16 protein-coding genes and 2 pseudogenes are annotated in these 17,052 nt (G+C 70.1%); 5 read left to right on the top strand and 13 right to left on the bottom strand.

Translation table 11 applies throughout. From position 1 onward, the window contains the following. The first annotated feature begins 161 nt into the window (after positions 1-161). Both ACZ7HQ_RS08965 and ACZ7HQ_RS08960 read left to right on the top strand, forming a co-directional pair. Positions 162-881, top strand: coding sequence for a hypothetical protein (locus tag ACZ7HQ_RS08965; RefSeq protein WP_470986601.1), 720 nt, complete (start codon positions 162-164; stop codon positions 879-881). A 205-nt stretch (positions 882-1,086) separates the two neighbouring features. Then, positions 1,087-1,527 (top strand): annotated as a pseudogene (locus ACZ7HQ_RS08960) (ABC transporter substrate-binding protein); the annotation flags it as partial. 258 nt (positions 1,528-1,785) lie between these two features. Here the strand turns inward: ACZ7HQ_RS08960 and ACZ7HQ_RS08955 are convergent. After that, positions 1,786-1,980, bottom strand: coding sequence for a hypothetical protein (locus ACZ7HQ_RS08955; RefSeq protein ID WP_470986600.1), 195 nt, complete (start codon positions 1,978-1,980; stop codon positions 1,786-1,788). 3 nt (positions 1,981-1,983) lie between these two features. Between ACZ7HQ_RS08955 and ACZ7HQ_RS08950 the strand changes: the two genes are divergently transcribed. Next, positions 1,984-2,370 carry a cysteine hydrolase family protein gene (locus ACZ7HQ_RS08950; protein WP_470986599.1) on the top strand — a complete coding sequence of 129 codons (387 nt, stop codon included), beginning with the start codon at positions 1,984-1,986 and terminating at the stop codon, positions 2,368-2,370. Next, positions 2,367-3,257 (top strand): alpha/beta fold hydrolase, encoded by an 891-nt coding sequence (locus tag ACZ7HQ_RS08945; RefSeq protein WP_470986597.1) that lies wholly within the window; start codon positions 2,367-2,369, stop codon positions 3,255-3,257. Before ACZ7HQ_RS08950 ends, ACZ7HQ_RS08945 begins: the two co-directional genes overlap by 4 nt. On the opposite strand, the pseudogene ACZ7HQ_RS08940 reads toward ACZ7HQ_RS08945, so the two are convergent. The 7 genes and pseudogenes from ACZ7HQ_RS08940 to ACZ7HQ_RS08910 all read right to left on the bottom strand — a co-directional run bounded on the left by ACZ7HQ_RS08940 (position 3,235) and on the right by ACZ7HQ_RS08910 (position 10,058). Beyond that, a pseudogene (locus tag ACZ7HQ_RS08940) lies at positions 3,235-4,247 on the bottom strand (zinc-binding dehydrogenase). The gene ACZ7HQ_RS08945 and the pseudogene ACZ7HQ_RS08940 overlap by 23 nt on opposite strands. 141 nt (positions 4,248-4,388) lie before the next feature. After that, complete coding sequence (locus ACZ7HQ_RS08935) at positions 4,389-5,303, bottom strand: alpha/beta hydrolase (protein WP_470986595.1); 915 nt, start codon at positions 5,301-5,303, stop codon at positions 4,389-4,391. 21 nt (positions 5,304-5,324) lie between these two features. Further along, positions 5,325-6,353 carry a 4-hydroxy-2-oxovalerate aldolase gene (gene dmpG, locus ACZ7HQ_RS08930; RefSeq protein ID WP_470986593.1) on the bottom strand — a complete coding sequence of 343 codons (1,029 nt, stop codon included), beginning with the start codon at positions 6,351-6,353 and terminating at the stop codon, positions 5,325-5,327. After that, the gene (locus tag ACZ7HQ_RS08925; protein WP_470986592.1) at positions 6,350-7,324 is read right to left on the bottom strand and encodes an acetaldehyde dehydrogenase (acetylating); all 975 of its coding nucleotides are present in this window, start codon (positions 7,322-7,324) and stop codon (positions 6,350-6,352) included. Before ACZ7HQ_RS08925 ends, dmpG begins: the two co-directional genes overlap by 4 nt. After that, positions 7,321-8,118 (bottom strand): 2-keto-4-pentenoate hydratase, encoded by a 798-nt coding sequence (locus tag ACZ7HQ_RS08920; protein WP_470986590.1) that lies wholly within the window; start codon positions 8,116-8,118, stop codon positions 7,321-7,323. The genes ACZ7HQ_RS08925 and ACZ7HQ_RS08920 overlap by 4 nt, the downstream gene beginning before the upstream one ends. A 5-nt stretch (positions 8,119-8,123) precedes the next feature. Continuing rightward, the gene (locus ACZ7HQ_RS08915; RefSeq protein ID WP_470986589.1) at positions 8,124-9,062 is read right to left on the bottom strand and encodes a 3-carboxyethylcatechol 2,3-dioxygenase; all 939 of its coding nucleotides are present in this window, start codon (positions 9,060-9,062) and stop codon (positions 8,124-8,126) included. Positions 9,063-9,074: 12 nt separating this feature from the next. Further along, positions 9,075-10,058 (bottom strand): zinc-binding dehydrogenase, encoded by a 984-nt coding sequence (locus ACZ7HQ_RS08910; RefSeq protein WP_470986587.1) that lies wholly within the window; start codon positions 10,056-10,058, stop codon positions 9,075-9,077. A gap of 172 nt (positions 10,059-10,230) precedes the next feature. Between ACZ7HQ_RS08910 and ACZ7HQ_RS08905 the strand changes: the two genes are divergently transcribed. Then, positions 10,231-12,597, top strand: coding sequence for a SpoIIE family protein phosphatase (locus ACZ7HQ_RS08905; RefSeq protein WP_470986586.1), 2,367 nt, complete (start codon positions 10,231-10,233; stop codon positions 12,595-12,597). Between the two features lie 8 nt (positions 12,598-12,605). Here ACZ7HQ_RS08905 and ACZ7HQ_RS08900 read toward each other — a convergent pair whose 3' ends face one another. Genes ACZ7HQ_RS08900 through ACZ7HQ_RS08880 form a run of 5 tightly spaced genes read right to left on the bottom strand, consistent with a single transcriptional unit; the run spans position 12,606 to position 17,039 of the window. Continuing rightward, positions 12,606-13,106 carry a GNAT family N-acetyltransferase gene (locus ACZ7HQ_RS08900; protein WP_470986585.1) on the bottom strand — a complete coding sequence of 167 codons (501 nt, stop codon included), beginning with the start codon at positions 13,104-13,106 and terminating at the stop codon, positions 12,606-12,608. Between the two features lie 7 nt (positions 13,107-13,113). Then, a complete protein-coding gene (locus tag ACZ7HQ_RS08895; RefSeq protein WP_470986583.1) occupies positions 13,114-14,691 on the bottom strand; it encodes an acyl-CoA synthetase in 1,578 nt (525 codons plus the stop codon). Positions 14,692-14,741: 50 nt separating this feature from the next. Continuing rightward, entirely contained in the window at positions 14,742-15,581 is an 840-nt protein-coding gene (gene hcaB / locus ACZ7HQ_RS08890; protein ID WP_470986582.1) for a 3-(cis-5,6-dihydroxycyclohexa-1,3-dien-1-yl)propanoate dehydrogenase, read from the bottom strand. 3 nt (positions 15,582-15,584) lie between these two features. Then, a complete protein-coding gene (locus tag ACZ7HQ_RS08885) occupies positions 15,585-16,451 on the bottom strand; it encodes an alpha/beta fold hydrolase (RefSeq protein ID WP_470986581.1) in 867 nt (288 codons plus the stop codon). Positions 16,452-16,475: 24 nt separating this feature from the next. Continuing rightward, the gene (locus ACZ7HQ_RS08880; RefSeq protein WP_470986580.1) at positions 16,476-17,039 is read right to left on the bottom strand and encodes a 3-phenylpropionate/cinnamic acid dioxygenase subunit beta; all 564 of its coding nucleotides are present in this window, start codon (positions 17,037-17,039) and stop codon (positions 16,476-16,478) included. Between the last annotated feature and the right edge of the window lie 13 nt (positions 17,040-17,052).

Genomic DNA, 17,052 nt, shown 5'->3' with positions numbered 1-17,052 from the left:
AAGGCAGGCCCCCCGTCGCCACGGACATGCAAACCGCACCGTTCTGTCGGCGTCACATGACTCGGCGGTCTCCGCCCGGCCGAAGGCGGTCAATCGGCAGATCACAACGTGGTTCCAGACCTTGGCGCCACGTCACTCATAGGGATAAGGAAGGCCGGATCATGGACGACGAATCTCGGCTGGAACACCTCCGCTCACAGCGGCTGCTCGCCCGCCAGGCGCTTGAACGAGCGGGGAAGCTCTCATTCAAGCCCGTCTCATCGGCCAAGTGGACGCGCGTGACCACCAAGCCGCGCGGCTCGATCCATGCACAGATCGAGCACGACAACATCAAGGGCGTCACCCCCGAGATGGTGAAATGGTGGTTCGAGAACCTCTCCGGCACGACCACCTGGAACGGTGAGGACTTCACCGGACCCGAAATCCTCAACTACCACCTCTGGCACCATCGTGACCACATCTCCGTCACCCCGCTCACCAACGCTGCGAGTTCCGGCGCCAACAGGGGCTTCCAGGCCGGCGCCCTGTCGAGGATCGACGAGCAGTTCAACGACTACCGGGACCGGATCCACGGCACGGTACGCACGACGCGTCTCGACACCTCCGAGTTCAACACCGACATAGTCCTCGGACCACTCGTCGTCGGCAAGCTCAACCACCGCTATGCACCCGTCCCCGGTGGCGTCAGCTTCTACGCCGAGATAGTCATCGACGTCCGCATCCCGCTCATCGGGCCGCTGCTGAACTGGATCATCCGGCCTCGGCTCTTCTCGCGCGCCGCTGCGGACCACTGGATCCGGCACAACATCGAAGAGACCGGGCGCACAGAGGACATCGTCCCTGCGCTCTACCAAGCCGCCCACCCCGCCGCCGCCAGATAACTCCACGCTCCCCGAGTATTGGATCTTCGCGGCGGCGGCCGTAGCCCTCGGCTTCCTCATCATCTTCGCCTGATTGCGGCAGGACGTCGGCCCGACGATCCGTAGGTGACGGACGACGCGGGGCCCCACTCCCCCGGACCAGACTGGCGAACGCCCATAGCGCCCAGGCCCGTTCATCACCCCCCAACAGAGAGGTCTCCTCAGCGTGTCCAGCTTCCTCAGCAGACGACGTGTCCTGACCACCGGGGCGGGCGCCGCCCTCGGTCTCGGCATCACCGGCGCGACCACCTCCACCGCCTCCGCGGCATCCTCGCAACCGGTCGGCACCTCAGAGGAGACCGGCACCCTCGACGAGCTCTAGCAGGCCGCTCTGAAGGAGGGCGGGCAGCTCGTCGTCTACGCCGTCGGCGACACCCCGACCAGCAGGACGGCACCAAGGCAGCCTTCAAGGCCGGCTTCCCCGACATCGACCTAACGCTGGTCGTCGACTACAGCAAGTACCACGACGTCCGCATCGACAACCAGTTCGCCACCCACACCCTCGTCCCCGACGTCGTACAGCTGCAGAGCCTGCAGGACTTCGTCCGCTGGAGCCAGCAGGGCCGGCTGCCTGCACTACAAGCCCGCCGGATTCTCCAAGCTGCACGCTACCGGCTCCTACACCAAGCGGGCACCCGCATTCGGCCCCAGCACACTCACGGCCCGACCCGTGACATGAGGAAGCGGCCATGAGCGCCTCCGTCCGGGAATCGGCAATCGCGCCGGCGGATCCCCAAGAGCCGGCGGCACACGGATGCCTTCCTCGCACATCACACGGACGGTCGGTCAGGCCAGGGGCGCGGCAAGTCGGCGTAGGAGCGCTGTAATCGGTCGCAAGGGCCCGCACCTTCGGCTGCGCGGACGGTCACGAGGCGGACAGGTGCATGATCTCCAGTGTGTCGAGGATGTGCCGCTCCATCTCGGCCCGGGCCGTGGCGGCGTCCCGTTCCCACAAGGCGCGGCGGATCGCCTCGTGGTCGTGGTACCGGTCCTCGAGCGCCGCGTGCAGGGGGAACTCGACTCCTGACGTGTTGATCAGGAAGTCGCTCAGGTCCCACATTCGGTGACTCACCTCGGCGATGACGGCCTTCAAGACGGCACCCAGGGCGCCCGCATCATCGACGACCTGACCCCCGAACCGGACGACCTGGTGGTCACACATCCCCGCCTCACCGGCTTCCACGGCACGGACCTCGACGTGCTCCTGCGCGGCAGGGGAATCGACACCGTCCTGTTCACCGGTGTGGCCACGAACCTGTCCGTGGAGGGCACCGCCCGCGAAGCCGTGAACCACGGTTACCGCACTCTCCTCGTCACCGACGCCTGCTCGGCCGCGACCGACGAGGCGCACCGGGCCACCCTGGACACCTTCGGGCTCCTGGGCGAGGCCGTCACGACGGACACGATCATCACCGCGTTCGCGAACAAGCCGCAGGAGGCCCACGCATGACGGTGAAACCGACGGTGTGGAACGCCCTGAAGCCGGTGCCGTTCTCTCTGCAGCGGATCCAGGCGGGGAAGTGGCACACCCGGGTGCTACAGGCGGGCGAGGGCGAGCCGCTGGTACTCATGCACGGCACCTGCGGCCATCTGGAGGCGTACGCGCACACGATCGCTGCCCTCGCTGAGCGCTATCACGTCATCGCCTACGACTTCCCCGGCCACGGTTACACCACCCACGCCGCCGCAGACCTCGAACTCCCCCACTATGTGGACCACTTGGCGGAACTCCTCGATGCCCTCGGCATCGACCGGGCCCATCTGAACGGCGAGTCCCTCGGCGGCTGGGTGGCCGTCAAGTTCGCCGCGCAGCACCCCGAGCGGGCCGGGAGACTGGTGCTGAACACACCCGGCGGCACGATGTCACGTCCCGAGGTGATGGAGCGCATCCGGCAGCTGAGCCAGGCCGCCGCGGACGACCCGAGCCCCGAGCGCATCCGCGCCCGCCTCGAATGGCTGATGGCCGACCCCGCCACCGTCACCGAGGAACTCGTCGACATCCGCCGCACCGTCTACGCCCGACCCGGGTTCGCCGACTCCGCACGGCACATCCTGTGTCTGCAGGACGCCGAGGTCCGCCGGCGCAACCTCATCACCGACCAGGAACTCGCCGCCATCACCCCACCCTGGTCGTGTGGACCAGCGACGACCCTTCCGGACCCGCCGCCGCAGGGGCTGGAGATGGCCGAGAAGATCCACGACGCCCGCTTCGAGGTCATCCATGACGCCGGGCACTGGCCCCAGTGGGAACAGTCGGCGACCTTCAACAAGCTCGTCCTCTCGTTTCTGAGCGGGGCCGACCGTCATATGCAGGTCAGGGCTGAAGGACCAGCCTGATCGGGTTGCCTTCCTTGGTGTGCAAGCGCTGCACGGCCACGTTCGCCTGCTCCAGGGGCAGCACCTCCGTGACGGAAGCGGAGAAGTCGAGGCGCCCGCCTGCCACCAGGTCCACGAGCCGCGGCACCGAGTCCAGTTCTGTGCCGAAGCGCCCCCTGACCTGGTGCTTCAGGTAACTGAAGGTGGTGCTGTCGCTGAAGGTGAGGGGCCGCCCGGACAGCCCGACCAGAACGAGGCGGCCCCCCGGCCCCAGAACGGTCAGCGCCTGCTCGTGCACCGCCGAGACACCGGCGAAGTCGAAGGCTGCGTTCAGTCCGCTGCCCTTGGGTGATGTCGAGCACCTGCTCCCGGAAGGTGGGGTCGGCGGAGTCGACAACGAGGTCTGCCCCCATCCGCCGGGCGCGCTCACGCGCCGCCGGGGCCAGGTCGGCCGCCACGATCGGGAAGGCGCCGACAGCCCGCAGCAGCTGCACCGCGTGGATGCCCAGACCTCCGACCCCCACACACCCGCTCCTCGCCCGGCCGGATGTCCGCGGTGCGGACGATGGCGTCCCAAGGAGTCGACACGGCATCGGGGATGATCGCCGCCTGCTCGAACGGGATCGAGTCGGGCAGGGGGACGACGCCCCCCGCGTTCACCAGGGCGTACTCGGCCCACCCACCGTCGAAGTCGACCCCGCGCGTGTGCATCTGGCCGTCCTTGATCTCCCCGCCCTGCAGGACCACCCGCTGACCGACCTGCCAGGCGGTCACCTCGGGGCCCAGCTCGACTATGGTGCCGGAGACCTCGTGCCCGAGGGTGACGGTGTCACCCTTGAGGTGCGGCGGGAGGCCGAGGGTGCCGTCAATGAGGTGCACGTCGGACATGCACACCCCGGCCGCGGCTACCTTGATCAGCACCTGACCCGGGCCCGGGACAGGCTTGGGAACGTCCTCGACGGTCAGCGTGTGGGTGGGGAAGTGCAAGCGAGCGGCTCGCATGAGCTCCATGGAATGTTCTCCGTCGCAACAGTCGTCATTGTCTATTGGCTTTGTGGTGCCGGTTTCGAGCGCACGGCCGAGGGCAGCGCCCTGCGTGGGTGCGTGCGGCACCTGCGCCGACGAGGGAGTGGCCCCGCCGGCGGTGCACCGTCACCGAGCGGTCGGCGCCCCGAGCGTCCGCTTGAGGAAGGCGATCTGGTCGGGAACCACCTGGTCGAAGCCCTCCCCGACGTAGGGGTCCCAATGGCCGCCGCGGTAGGCGAGCAGCTCGCCGTGACGAGCCGCGGCCGCGAGAGCGGCACCGGGGCCCGGCGGTGTGAGGTCGTCGTGGTCCATCACCTGGACCAACAGGGGGCAGGTGAGCCGGGGGGCGGTCTCGACGGCGCGGAAGAAGGGCAGCGACAGGATCACGCGCGCGCTGACCTCGTTGTCGTAGGGCACTTCCGCAGGCAGCAGGCGCAGCATTCCCTCGTAGGCGTCCGCAGTGGCCAGCACGGCGCCCCGCTCACCGCGGCGGCCCACGGCCTTCACGGTGTACGGCTCACGGCCGAGGCGAGCCCCGAGGGCGTCCCGGACGCCCGCCACGCCCAGGCCCAGCACATGGGTCGCCGACCTCTTCACCATGCGCACCAGCGCGGCCCGGCCGTCGGCGAGGGGCGCCTGCGCCACCACTGCGGCGATGCTCGGGTCCTCCGCGGCGACCAGCACCACGGTGCCGCCCGACATGGAGCTGCCCCACACGGCGACACGCTCGGAGTCGACCTCAGGACGGGACCTCGCCGCGGAGACGGCGGCGTGATAGTCGGCGACCAGCCGCTTGATCTCGAGCAGGTTGCGCGGCCGCCCGCTGGATGCGCCGAAGGACCGGTAGTCGAAGACCAGGGCGCCGAGCCCCTCGGCGGCGAACCGCTCGGCGTAGGCTGCGAGCCGCATCTCCTTGATGCCGCCGAAACCGGCCGCCAGGACGACGCAGGGGGCGGGTCCGTCGACGCCTTCGGGGGCGTACCACCAGGCGTCCAGTTCGTCTCCGTCGATCGGGATGCGTATGGGCAGACGTTCGCCCATGGGCTCTCTCTCCTTACTGTGTCAGTTCACGGGCCTGGTAGCCGGGTTGGACATCAAGTCGAGCGCGATGTCCACGATCATGTCCTCCTGGCCTCCGACCAGGCCGCGCCGGCCGACTTCCAGCAGGAGGGTGCGGGCGTCGACGCCGTAGCGCTCGGCGGCGATCTCCGCGTGGCGCAGGAAGGAGGAGTAGACGCCGCCGTAGCCGAGGGTGAGCGTCTCGCGGTCGACCTGCACGGGACGGTCGCGCAGGGGGCGGACCAGGTCGTCGGCGGCGTCCTGGAGGTCGAACAGGTCGCAGCCGTGCTTCCAGCCCTGGATGTTCGCCACGGCGATGAACGCCTCGATGGGGCAGTTTCCGGCACCCGCTCCCTGTCCGGCCAGGGAGGCGTCGACGCGGGTGACGCCCTCCTCGACGGCGACGACACTGTTGGCGACCGACAGGGAGAGGTTCTCGTGCGCGTGGATGCCGATCTGAGTGCTCTCGTCGAGTACGTCGCGATAGGCGCGGACCCGTTCGCGTACGCCGTCCAGGGTGAGGCGGCCGCCGGAGTCGGTGACGTAGACGCAGTGGGCGCCGTAGGACTCCATGAGCTTTGCCTGCGCGGCGAGTCGGGGCGCCTCGGCCATGTGGCTCATCATCAGGAAGCCCGAGACGTCCATGCCCAGCTCGCGCGCCTTGGCGATGTGCTGGGCCGAGATGTCGGCCTCGGTGCAGTGGGTGGCGATGCGCACCGAGCGGACGCCGAGGGCGTGGGCGCGCTCCAGTTCGGCGATGGTGCCGATGCCGGGCAGGAGGAGGGTGGTGAGGACGGCGTTGTCGATCGCGTCCGCCGCTGCCTCGATCCATTCCCAGTCGGTGTGGCTGCCGGGGCCGTAGTTGAGGGAGCCGCCTGCCAGGCCGTCGCCGTGGGCGACCTCGATGGCGTCGACGCCAGCTGCGTCGAGGGCGGCCGCGATGCGGCCCACGTCGGCGGGGTCGATGCGGTGCCGGATGGCGTGCATGCCGTCCCGCAGGGTCACGTCCTGTATGTAGAGCTGGTGAGTCATCGGCTGGCCTCCGCGGTGACGGTGGTGCTGTGCCGGGCGATCGACTCGGCGGTGCGCAGGGCGGCCGAGGTCATGATGTCGAGGTTTCCGGCGTAGGCGGGCAGGTAGTGGGCGGCGCCCTCGACTTCGAGGAACACCGAGACACGGGTGGTCACCGGGCCGGCGCCCTCGGGGAGCAGGGTGTGCACGGGCTCGCCTTCCGCGATCGGGGTGAACTGCACCTCCTGCTTGAGGCGGTAGCCCGGCACGTACTGGGCGACCCGCTCGGCCATCTCCTTGACGGAGGCTCGGATGGCGTCGTGGTCCGCGTCCCCGATGAGGCAGAAGACGGTGTCTCGCATGATCAGCGGGGGTTCGGCAGGGTTGAGGATGATGACCGCCTTGCCGCGGGCCGCTCCGCCGACGCTCTCGACGGCGTGGGAGGTGGTCTCGGTGAACTCGTCAATGTTGGCGCGCGTGCCCGGCCCCGCCGACCTGGAGGCGATGGAGGCGACGATCTCCGCATAGTGGACGTCGGTCACCGCGGAGATGGCCGCGACCATGGGGATGGTGGCCTGTCCGCCGCAGGTGACCATGTTGAGGTTGTCCGCGCCGGCCGCCAGGTGCTCGTCGAGGTTGACGGGCGGGACGACGAACGGGCCGATGGCGGCGGGGGTGAGGTCGATGAGCCGCTTTCCGAGGGGCGCGAGCCGGTGGGCGTTGGCCAGGTGGGCCTTGGCCGAGGTCGCGTCGAAGACGATCTCGATGTCGTCGAAGTGCTCCATGGCGATCAGGCCCTCGACGCCCTCGTGGGTCGTCGGGACCTTCAGCCGGGCGGCGCGGGCGAGGCCGTCGGACTCCGGGTCGATGCCCACCATGGCGGCCACTTCGAGGGTGTCCGACAGGCGGAGGATCTTGATCATCAGGTCGGTGCCGATGTTGCCCGACCCGATGATGGCGACCTTGGTCTTTGACGTCTTGGGGGAAGTCATGCGTCCCTCTTCTCGGAGAATGCGGCGGTGACCTCGCCGAGCGAGCTGATCTCGGCGCGGATCCGGGTGCCGGGCGGGGCCGGGACCATCGGGCCCAGGGCGCCGGAGAGGACGACCTGTCCGGCCCGCAACGGGTCACCCAGGTCACGGGCCGTCCGGGCGAGCCAGGCCAGCGCGTTCAGGGGGTCGCCGAGGCAGGCGGCGCCGTTGCCCTCGGAGACGAGGACGTCGTCGGCGTACAGCCGCATCACGGTCTCGCGGGGCTCGAACTCGTCCAGCGTGAGGCCGCGTTCCGCCAGCACGAACAGTCCGCTGGAGGCGTTGTCGGCGACCGTGTCGGTGAGGGAGATGTCCCAGTCGGCGATACGGCTGTCGACGATCTCCAGCGCGGCGACGGCGTAGTCGACCGCAGCGTGCACCTGCTCCGGGTCCAGGTCGCCGTCGGCCAGGTCCTCCTTGAGGACGAAGGCGATCTCCGCCTCGGCCTTGGGCTGCAGCAGCCTGCCGGAGGGGACCTCGGCCTCGGCGGAGACGTCCATGTCGGCGAAGAGCACGCCGAAGTCAGGCTGGTCGACGCCGAGTTGGCGCTGGACGGCCGGGGAGGTCAGGCCGATCTTGCGGCCGACGACGACCGCACCGCTGTCCACTCTGCTGCGGGTGAGTTCCTGCTGTACGGCGTACGCGGCGTCGATGTCCTGGGTACCGAGCAGATCACGTACCGGGGCCACGGGCCGTCCCTCGGCGAAGGCGGCGGCGAGCCGGGCGGCCGCCAGCTCGACGGGTGTGACTGCCATGCCGGTCACCGCTCTTCCGCCGTAGTCACCGCGAATCCGGCGATCCAGGCGGGGATGGCCTCGTAGAAGCGGGACGTCATCTCGTACTTGCCGGTGGCCGCGAGAGAGGCGTACGCCGCGATCCAGGTGCGGACCTCGTGGGCGGAGCCGCCGCCCTGTGCGGCCATGTCATCGACGGTCCAGGAGTCGAACTCCGCGAGGTCGCCGCGCTCCAGGTGGTCGAGCAGGAGGTTGTCCCAGGCGGGGTTGATCGGGATCATCCTCGTCGACCCGGCGGCATAGTCGCGGCCGGCCTGGACGACCCGCTCCTCGCCCTTCGCCCGCTGCTCCGGGGTGGGCGGGTTTCCCTCGATGAGCGCGTCGGCGACCCGGGGCGGTGCGCCCTCGAGCACCGGCACCGGCGGGTCGTGGGACAGACCACCGGAGGCGACGAACAGCACCCGCTTGTCCAGGTCGGCCGCGGCCTGACCGACCGTGGTGCCGAGAGCGCGGATACGGCTGACCGGGCCGAGCGGGGTCGCCACACCGTTGACGAAGACGGGCACCACCGGCACGCGGTCGATACCGCCGAAGAGCACCCCCAGGGGCTGCGCGAAGCCGTGGTCCACGGTCATCCGGGCCGAGACGGTGAGATCGATGCCGCGGTCGAGCACCCCCTTGGCCAGAGCCTTGGCAGCGTCGGTGTCGACCGACAGCGGCCCGCCCTGGGAACCGAAGTCGCCCACCGCGTGGGCCTCGGTGGCCAGGCAGAACGGGGGCATCTCCTTGTAGAAGAAGCCGTTGTAGTGGTCGGGCGCGTAGAGGACGACGAGCTCCGGGTCGAAGCGGCGGACGAAGGCCCTGGCACTCTCGACAGCCTTGTCGACACGGGCCAGAACCTCTGGCTCGGGGTCGTTCCTGCCGATCAGGGGCGAGTGCGAGAGCCCGACGACAGCTGCGGTCATGGGAGAGGGTCCTTAACTCTGGGGGGCCGACGGGTGGATGACGAGCTTCCCGGTCAGACCGCCGTCGATCATGAGCTGGAAGCCCTTGTGGATGTCCGTGAGGGGCAGGGTGCGGTCGATCACAGGGCGGACTCCGGTGGCCTCCATCAGCCGGAGCAGCGCGACGAGCTCGCCACGGGTGCAGCCGGTGGAGCCAAGGACACGTCCCTGGAGGTAGAAGATGCGGGCCAGGTCCGCGGGCGGGTTGGCGCCGCTCGTCGCTCCCGCGATCACGACCGTGCCGCCGCGCCGCAGCGACTTCAGCGAATGGGACCAGGTCGCCTCGCCGACCGTCTCGATCACGACGTCCACCCGCTCGGGCAGCCGCTCACCGGGGGCCAGCGCGGCGCGCACCCCCCAGGTGAGGGCCTCGGCACGCTTGGCCTCGCTGCGGCTGGTGGCGTAGACGTCGGCCCCGGCGGCCACCGCAAGCCGGATGGCGGCGGAGGCGACCCCGCCGCCCGCGCCCTGTACGAGTACCCGGTCGCCAGCGGTGATCCGGGCCTGGGTGAAGAGCATGCGGTAGGCGGTGCCCCAGGCGACCGGCAGGCAGGCCGCCTCGTCGAAGGACAGCCACGCGGGCTTCGGCACCAGGTTGCGGGTGGGCACGGTCAGGTACTCGGCGAAGGCCCCGTCGTGCTGTTCGGACAGCAGCGCACGGTTCGGGTCGAGCGTCTCGTCGCCCCGGCCCGCGTCCGGGTCGCCGATCACCGGATGCACGATGACCTCGTTGCCGTCCTCGTCGTATCCGGCCGCGTCGCAGCCGAGCACGATGGGAAGGCGCTCCGGGGGATGGCCCACGCCACGCAGCGTCCACAGGTCGTGCATGTTCAGGGAAGAGGCCACGACCCGTACCCGGGACCAGCCGGGCTTCGGGTGAGGTACCGGTACGTCGCGCAGCACCAGCCCGGACAGCGGGTCGGCGGCGCTCTGGGAGATGGCGGTTGCTGCAAGCACGCAGCCACCGTCACCCGCACCCGGAGGCAGGACCTAGCCCGTGTGCCACGGTGCAGCACACGTCCGGGCTCCTGTTGAAACCTGCCGCCCTCAGGGGGATCGTGAACATGGTCAGCAAGTCCGGCAACAAGGCCACTCAGGGCACGACAACAAGGCCACCAAGGACACGACGATGACGTCCGACGAGCCGCCCTGCCGACTCCCTCCGGCGTCGACAGGGGCCTTCCTCGGCACGGCTGCGGCCATCGCGGTCACGGACCCGGACGGCCGGGTGACCCATTGGAGCAGCGGCGCCCAGACGCTGTGGGGCTATGCCCCCGAGGAGGTCATCGGCAAGCCTCTGGCCGATCTGTTCACCGCTGACTGGGCAGTGCTGCGGCACCGGGACGGCAGGCTGTCGGATGCTCAGGTGCGCCTCTATCCGCTGCCGTCCGACGAGCTGCCGACCGGGTGCCTGGTGATTGTCGTACCCAGGCCGGACTCCCCGGACGAGTGCTCACTCAAGCGATGGATGTTCCAGGAGCAGCCCCTCGCCCTTTCGATCTATGACCGCGAGGGACGCATGCTGTTCAGCAACGAGGTGATGGAGCAGGCGGCGGGCCTCTCCGAGCACGACGTCCGCGGCCGGTTCATGGCCGAGATCCTTCAGGGCCCCGTATACGAGGAAGTCGAGCAACGGATCCGCCGGGTTCTTCAGACCGGGAAGCCCGAATTCACCGAGCCCTTCGTGAGGCTTCCGGGCGAGCCGAAGGCGCACGCCTGGGCTCTCGACATTTTCCCGCTCACGGACGAAGCCGGCCAGGTGCATGGGGCGGGTCTGTCGGCGTACGACTACTCCCAGCAGTACGAGTCCCGGGAGCGGCTGGCCCTCCTGAGCGAGGCCCGGACCCGCATCGGCGCCAGCCTGGACGTGGTGGGCACCGCACGCGAGCTCACCGAGGTCGCCGTACCCCGCTTCGCCGACCTCGTCAGCGTGGACCTGCTCGACCCCGTCTTCCAGGGCGATGTGCCCGCACCTGTCCTGTCCGGTCCCGTCCCGTTGCGCCGGGCGGCATACGGGGTGGCGTCCGCGACGTCCGGAGAGCATCCGGCCCCGGACGAGATCAGCAACCATGTTGCTTCTTCGCCGATCGCCCGGTGTGTGGCCAGCGGCCGGGCGGAACGGCACCACGTCAACGACTCCCAGGTCGTCCGCTGGTTCGCCGACGACCCTGTCCAGGCGGCGCAGGCCCGCGCGTGCGGGATGCATTCGCTGATCGCAGCACCCATCCGCGCCCGTGGCACCACCCTCGGAGCAGTCATGTTCGTCAGATGCTCATCTCGCGAGCCATTCGGCCCTGACGATCTGGCCGTCACCGAGGACCTGGTCGCGCGGGCCGCGGTCTGCCTGGACAACGCCCGCCGGTTCACCCGCGAACGCGGCATCTCGCTGGCGCTGCAACGCAACCTGCTGCCGCACGGCCCGACCACGCATCCTGCCGTGGAGACTGCTTCCCGTTATCTCCCTGCGGGCGGCGGCGCGCAGGCGGGCGGCGATTGGTACGACGTGATTCCGCTGCCCGGCGCCCGCGTCGGCCTGGTCGTCGGCGATGTCGTCGGCCACGGCATCAACGCCTCAGCCACCATGGGCCGCCTGCGTACGGCGGTGCGCACCCTCGCCGACATCGACCTCCCGCCCGATGAGCTCCTCACCCACCTCGACGACATCGTCACCCACACCGAGGACGACACAGCCGCCACCGGTGAGATCCCCGGCGCCATCGGAGCCAGTTGCCTGTACGCGGTCTACGACCCCCTCTCCGGCATCTGCTCCCTTGCCCGGGCCAGCCATCCCCCGCCGATTCTGGTACACCCGGACGGCACCAGCACGGTCATCGACCTGCCCGCCGGCCCGCCTCTGGGGCTGGGCAGCCTGCCCTTCGAGGCGGCCGAGGTCACCATGCCCGAAGGAAGTCTGCTCGCCCTGTTCACCGACGGCCTCCTCTCGGCCGGCGATCGCGACATCGACGAGGAACTCGACGCCCTGCGCCACACTCTGGCCCGGCCCGCGTCCTCGCTTGCAGAGCTGTGCGACACCGTCCTGGGCACCCTGAGCCCCGAAGCGCGCACCGACGACATCGCCCTGGTCCTGGTCCGCACCCGTCTCTTCGGCGAGGACCGCGTCGCCTCCTGGGATGTTCCCGTCGATCCCGCGGTCGTCGCCGAGACCCGCCGCCGAGCCTGCGACCGGTTGGTCGCATGGGGCCTGGAGGAAACCGCGTTCGTCACGGAGCTGGTCATCAGTGAGCTGGTGACGAACGCCATCCGGTACGCCGACGGCCCGATCCGCCTCAGGCTGATCAAGGACGAGGCACTGATCTGCGAAGTCTCCGACGGCAGCAGCACCAGTCCGCACCTCCGCCGCGCCCGGGCGTTCGACGAGGGCGGCCGCGGCCTGTTCATGGTCGCCGAGCTCACCCGCAGATGGGGTACGCGCTACACCCGCACCGGCAAGACCATCTGGGCCGAGCTCTCTCCTGGCCACCTCTCCACGCGGTGAGGCGGTGGTCAGTGGGGCATGTCGTCGAGGGCGGTGGACATGTCGGCGAGGTCCGGCGGTTCGGCGGCGAACAGGACCACGCTGGCGTCGGGCAGGTCGGCCTCGGTGACCCGGAGGAGTCCGCCTGCCTCAAGGACGGCCTGGGTGACGGTGTCGCTCTCGTCCGGTGCGGCGACGATGCGGCGGCAGCGGGGGTCGGCGAGGAAGAGTGCGGGGACGAGGGCGCACAGCAGTTTCGCGGCAAGCGCCGGGCCGGACGGCCCGTGGTCGGGGAGGACCAGGCCCAGGGCAAGGTCGTGGGTGCCGTACGGATAGCAGCTGTGCAGCGGGTGGTGCGCGACGCGGTGGACGCGCAGGAGCAGCGTCGGACCGCCCTGGGCCTCGGTGACGGCATACGTGCGCGCCGTCTGCGGGGTTACCGTGGCGGGCTCGTCGACCGGGCGCAGCGTCCAGTCGGTACTCAGGACGGGTTCGGGCGGTGCCGGTACGACGGCGGTGTGGATGCTCATGGCCGGCTCACGGTGTCTCGGCGGGGCGCTGGGTCTCGACCCAGCTCCGCAGTTCGGACTTGACCAGCTTGCCGCTGGCGTTGCGGGGCAGCTGTTCGGCGATCAGCACCTGGGTGGGCAGCTTGTAGCGGGCCAGGTGCCGGCCGGTGAAGGCGCGCACCTCCTCCAGTGTGGGCGTGGTCCCGGGCTCGCAGGTCAGCACGGCGAGCACGGTCTCGCCCCACTTCGGATGCGGGACGCCGATGACGGCCGCCTCCAGGACACCCGGGTACGCGGCGAGAACGCGCTCGACCTCGGCCGGGTACACGTTCTCCCCGCCGCTGATGATCATGTCCTTGAGGCGGTCGACGATGTAGTAGAAGCCGTCCTTGTCCCGATGCGCGATGTCACCGCTGTGGAACCAGCCCGCGTCATCGAAGGCGGCACGGGTGGCCTCGGGGTTGTTCCAGTAGCCGGGCGTGACGTTCGGGCCGCGCACGCAGATCTCCCCGCGCGTGTCCGCGTCCTGCACGCCGGCCCCGGTGACCGGGTCGACGATGCGGATCTCCGTGTACGGCATGGGTGCGCCGGCCGATCCGGCCTTCTCCGCCGTGAGCCCGGCCGGGAGGTAGGTGGCGAAGGGCGCGGTCTCGGTCAGCCCCCACGCCTGCTGGAGCAGGATGCCACGTTCTTCGTAGTTTCTGATCAGCTGGGCCGGGACGGGGGCGCCCGCGACGATCGCGGACCGCAGGGCGGAGAGGTCGGCCGCGGCGAAGCCGGGCACGCGGGTCAGGGCGCTGTACATCGCGGGGACCGCGAACAGGGTCGTCACGCGGTGCTGGACGAGGTCCTCCAGGCACTGGGCGGGGTCGAAGCCGCGGCGCACGACGACGGTGCCGCCGCGCACGAGGGTGCGCAGGGTGAGGGCGTTGAGGCCGCCGATGTGGAAGAGCGGGGCGACGGCGAGGTTCACGTCGTCCGGGCGGGTGTCCACGACACTTTCGACGTTGACCGCGTTCCACCAGAGGTTGCCGTGGGTGAGCATGACACCCTTGGGCCGGCCGGTCGTGCCGGACGTGTACATGAGCGCCGCCAGGTCGTCGTCGTACAGCGCCACCGGCTCCGTGCCACGTCGGTCGGGACCGAGCAGCTCCGAGAGCGGTGTCCAGACTGCGGCGGGCGCCGTCGCCGCGGGGCACCGCGGATCTGTGTCGACCAGCACGTGGAAGCGGGCGGGTATGTCGCTCATCACGGACTCGACGAGTGCGCGATGGCCCTCCTCGACGACCAGGCTGTGCGCACCGCTGTCGCTGAGGATGTGGCGCACCTCCTCGGCCGCGAGCCGGAAGTTGACCGGCACGAAGACCGCCCCGAGGTGGGCCGCGGCCAGCAGCGTCTCGAAGAAGGTCACGCTGTTGAGGCCGAGGTAGGCGACCCGGTCGCCGCGCCGCAGTCCACGTTCGGCCAGCCCGGTGGCCAACTCGGCCGTCCTGCGGCTGAGTCGGGCGGCAGAGATCTCATGGTCCTCGTAGACGAGTGCGCAGGCGGTGGGGTACTGGGCTCTGCGGTGCAGTGCCGCGGCGGGGCTGATGTCGACGGCGGCCATGCGGCGGCTCCTTCGATGGCTGTCGTGCGGAAGTGAGAAGGGGAGACGGTTCAGAGGCCGGCGCCACCGGCCGGGGAACGGAATCCGCGGACGGCGATGCCGCCGTCGGCGGGGATCACGGCACCGGTGACGGTGCCGCTGTTGGCGCGGGAGGCGAGCAGGACGTACGGGCCGGTGAAGTCCTCCGGCTCGACGCTGGAGTCGTACAGCGGGATGAGCGGTTGCTGTTCCTGTCCGGACGCCTCGTTCTTGGCGAAGGAGGCTTCGAGCGTGCGGTTCTGAAGGCCCAGGCTCTGCGGGCCGCGCAGCTTGGTGCGCATGCCGCCGACGGCGACACCGTTGACGCGGACGCTCGGCGCCAGTTCGTAGGCGAACTGCCGGAGCAGGCCGAGGCAGGCGTGCTTGCTGGCGGTGTACAGGGGGCCGCCACCGTCGGTGTGGAAGGAGGCGTTGGACAGGGTCATCACGATGCTGCCGCGCGTGGCGACGAGTTCCCGCCAGGCCGCCTCGACGGCGAGGACGTAGCCCTTGACGTTGATGCCGAAGACCTCGTCGAACGCCTCGGACAGCTCCTTGCCGTCGAGCTTGGTGACGCTGCGGTGGTAGTCCCAGATCCCGGCGTTGGGGACGAGGATGTCCAGCTTGCCGAACCTCTTGACGGTCGCGTCCACCGCCCGGTGCAGATCGTCCGGAGAGCGTACGTCGCCGGTGAGGGGCAGCACCCGGTCACAGAGGTCGCCCGCCGCGGCGACGACCTCCTCCAACTGCGCGGCCCCACGGCCGAGGACGGCGACGCTCGCGCCTTCGGCGAGGTAGCGCAGGGCGACAGCGCGACCGATGCCGGAGCCCCCGCCGGTGATCAGGGCGACCTCGCCCTCCAGCCAACCCATGATTCAGTGCTCCCCGAGGAAGTCGGTGACCAGGCGCTCGAACTCGGCCTGCCGCTCCAGCTGGACCCAGTGGCCGCAGCCGCCGAAGACGTGCAGCTGGACGTCGCGGATCTGCTTGAGCATGAGCTGGGCGCCGTCGAGGGTGATGGTGCGGTCGTCGCGGCCCCACAGCAGGAGGGTGGGCGCCTTGATCTTGTGAACGCGCTGCCACAGCGGGTCCATGCCGTGCCGCTTGGCGAAAGCGGCGTTGTAGGCGTGGTAGAAGGCGATGTGGGACTCGTCGAGGGACGCCTCGTAACGGGCCTGCGCGGTGTCGGCCCAGCGCTTGGGTTCGGCGGTCATCACGCCGATGAAGTCCCGCATCTTCTTCAGGGTGGGGCCCTCGCCGTTGTAGTAGCGGAACATGGCCTTCTGGCCCTCGGTCGGGGTCGGTCCGAAGGGCAGCCAGCCCCCTCCCGGCGCCATCAGAACCAACTTCTCGACCCGGCCCGGGACTTCGAGTGCGGTGGCGATGGCGGCGGCCCCACCGAGGCTGTTGCCGAGCAGGTGGAAGCGGCCGATGCCGAGGGCGTCCAGGGTCTGCAGCAGGGCGTCGACGGTGATCTCGGTGATGCTGCGGGCGTCGAGGTCGGCCTCGGTGGGGCGGTAACTGCCGCCGAAGCCGGGCTGGTCGGGCAGGATGACGCGAAAGTGCTCGGTGAGCGCGGGGAGGTTCTGGCGGTAGTTGGCCACCGCGCTCGCGCCGGGGCCGCCGCCGTGCAGCATCACCAGCACCGGACCCTCGCCGGCCTCGCTGACCGCGACGGTGCCGAGCGTGGTCTGCACGGTGTGCTCGACGAGCTTCACCTCTGTGGTCTGTTCAGTGGTCACGAGCGGGCTCCGGTTCACAAGGGCTTACAGGAAGGTGCTGATGTTCTTGGCGAGCAGGACGTTCTGGTCGATCAGGATGGTGCGGCGCGCGATCAGCAGCCGTCCGTCGTCCGGGTCCCGGCGCAGCTGGTCGGTGCGGCCGCCGGCGTAGAGGTCGACCTCGCGTTCCAGGCGGTTGCGGTAGCAGAGGAACGACGACTCGGCGACGTACTCGCCGGGCTCGTCGGCCGGCCAGACCAGGATGTTGGTGATCAGATGCCGGGTCCGCGACGGCGGGTCCTCGGCCCAGGCCATGCCCGAGTCGAAGCGGCGGATGCGCCAGGCCAGGCTCGCCTTGGTCTCGTCGAAGATGGCGACCTCGCCGGGCGAGCCGTCGGCCAGGGCCTGCTGGCGCCGCAGGCGGTTGGTGCGTACCGGCGCCCAGTAGTGCAGGTCGTCGGTGAACAGCTCCAGCCAGTCGGCGTAGCGGTGCTGGTCGAGCAGCTGTGCCTCGACGGCGTACAAGCGCTGTACCTCGAAGTGGAGCCGAATGTCCTCGTCGACGGCGGGTGCGGTCGTCCGGGGGGTCTCCGGGGGGTGGATGCTCATCGGGGGTCCTCCT

Source organism: Streptomyces sp. NPDC037290, assembly GCF_055603245.1.
This window is presented reverse-complemented; position numbering and strand designations above follow the sequence as displayed.

What these genes read in the sequence shown, in the direction of transcription:
- ACZ7HQ_RS08965 (WP_470986601.1), top strand. Translation starts at nt 162, where the DNA reads ATGGACGACGAATCTCGGCTGGAACACCTCCGCTCACAGCGGCTGCTC.
- ACZ7HQ_RS08955 (WP_470986600.1), bottom strand. Translation starts at nt 1,980, where the DNA reads ATGTGGGACCTGAGCGACTTCCTGATCAACACGTCAGGAGTCGAGTTC.
- ACZ7HQ_RS08945 (WP_470986597.1), top strand. Translation starts at nt 2,367, where the DNA reads ATGACGGTGAAACCGACGGTGTGGAACGCCCTGAAGCCGGTGCCGTTC.
- ACZ7HQ_RS08935 (WP_470986595.1), bottom strand. Translation starts at nt 5,303, where the DNA reads ATGGGCGAACGTCTGCCCATACGCATCCCGATCGACGGAGACGAACTG.
- dmpG (WP_470986593.1), bottom strand. Translation starts at nt 6,353, where the DNA reads ATGACTCACCAGCTCTACATACAGGACGTGACCCTGCGGGACGGCATG.
- ACZ7HQ_RS08925 (WP_470986592.1), bottom strand. Translation starts at nt 7,324, where the DNA reads ATGACTTCCCCCAAGACGTCAAAGACCAAGGTCGCCATCATCGGGTCG.
- ACZ7HQ_RS08920 (WP_470986590.1), bottom strand. Translation starts at nt 8,118, where the DNA reads ATGGCAGTCACACCCGTCGAGCTGGCGGCCGCCCGGCTCGCCGCCGCC.
- ACZ7HQ_RS08915 (WP_470986589.1), bottom strand. Translation starts at nt 9,062, where the DNA reads ATGACCGCAGCTGTCGTCGGGCTCTCGCACTCGCCCCTGATCGGCAGG.
- ACZ7HQ_RS08905 (WP_470986586.1), top strand. Translation starts at nt 10,231, where the DNA reads ATGACGTCCGACGAGCCGCCCTGCCGACTCCCTCCGGCGTCGACAGGG.
- ACZ7HQ_RS08900 (WP_470986585.1), bottom strand. Translation starts at nt 13,106, where the DNA reads ATGAGCATCCACACCGCCGTCGTACCGGCACCGCCCGAACCCGTCCTG.
- ACZ7HQ_RS08895 (WP_470986583.1), bottom strand. Translation starts at nt 14,691, where the DNA reads ATGGCCGCCGTCGACATCAGCCCCGCCGCGGCACTGCACCGCAGAGCC.
- hcaB (WP_470986582.1), bottom strand. Translation starts at nt 15,581, where the DNA reads ATGGGTTGGCTGGAGGGCGAGGTCGCCCTGATCACCGGCGGGGGCTCC.
- ACZ7HQ_RS08880 (WP_470986580.1), bottom strand. Translation starts at nt 17,039, where the DNA reads ATGAGCATCCACCCCCCGGAGACCCCCCGGACGACCGCACCCGCCGTC.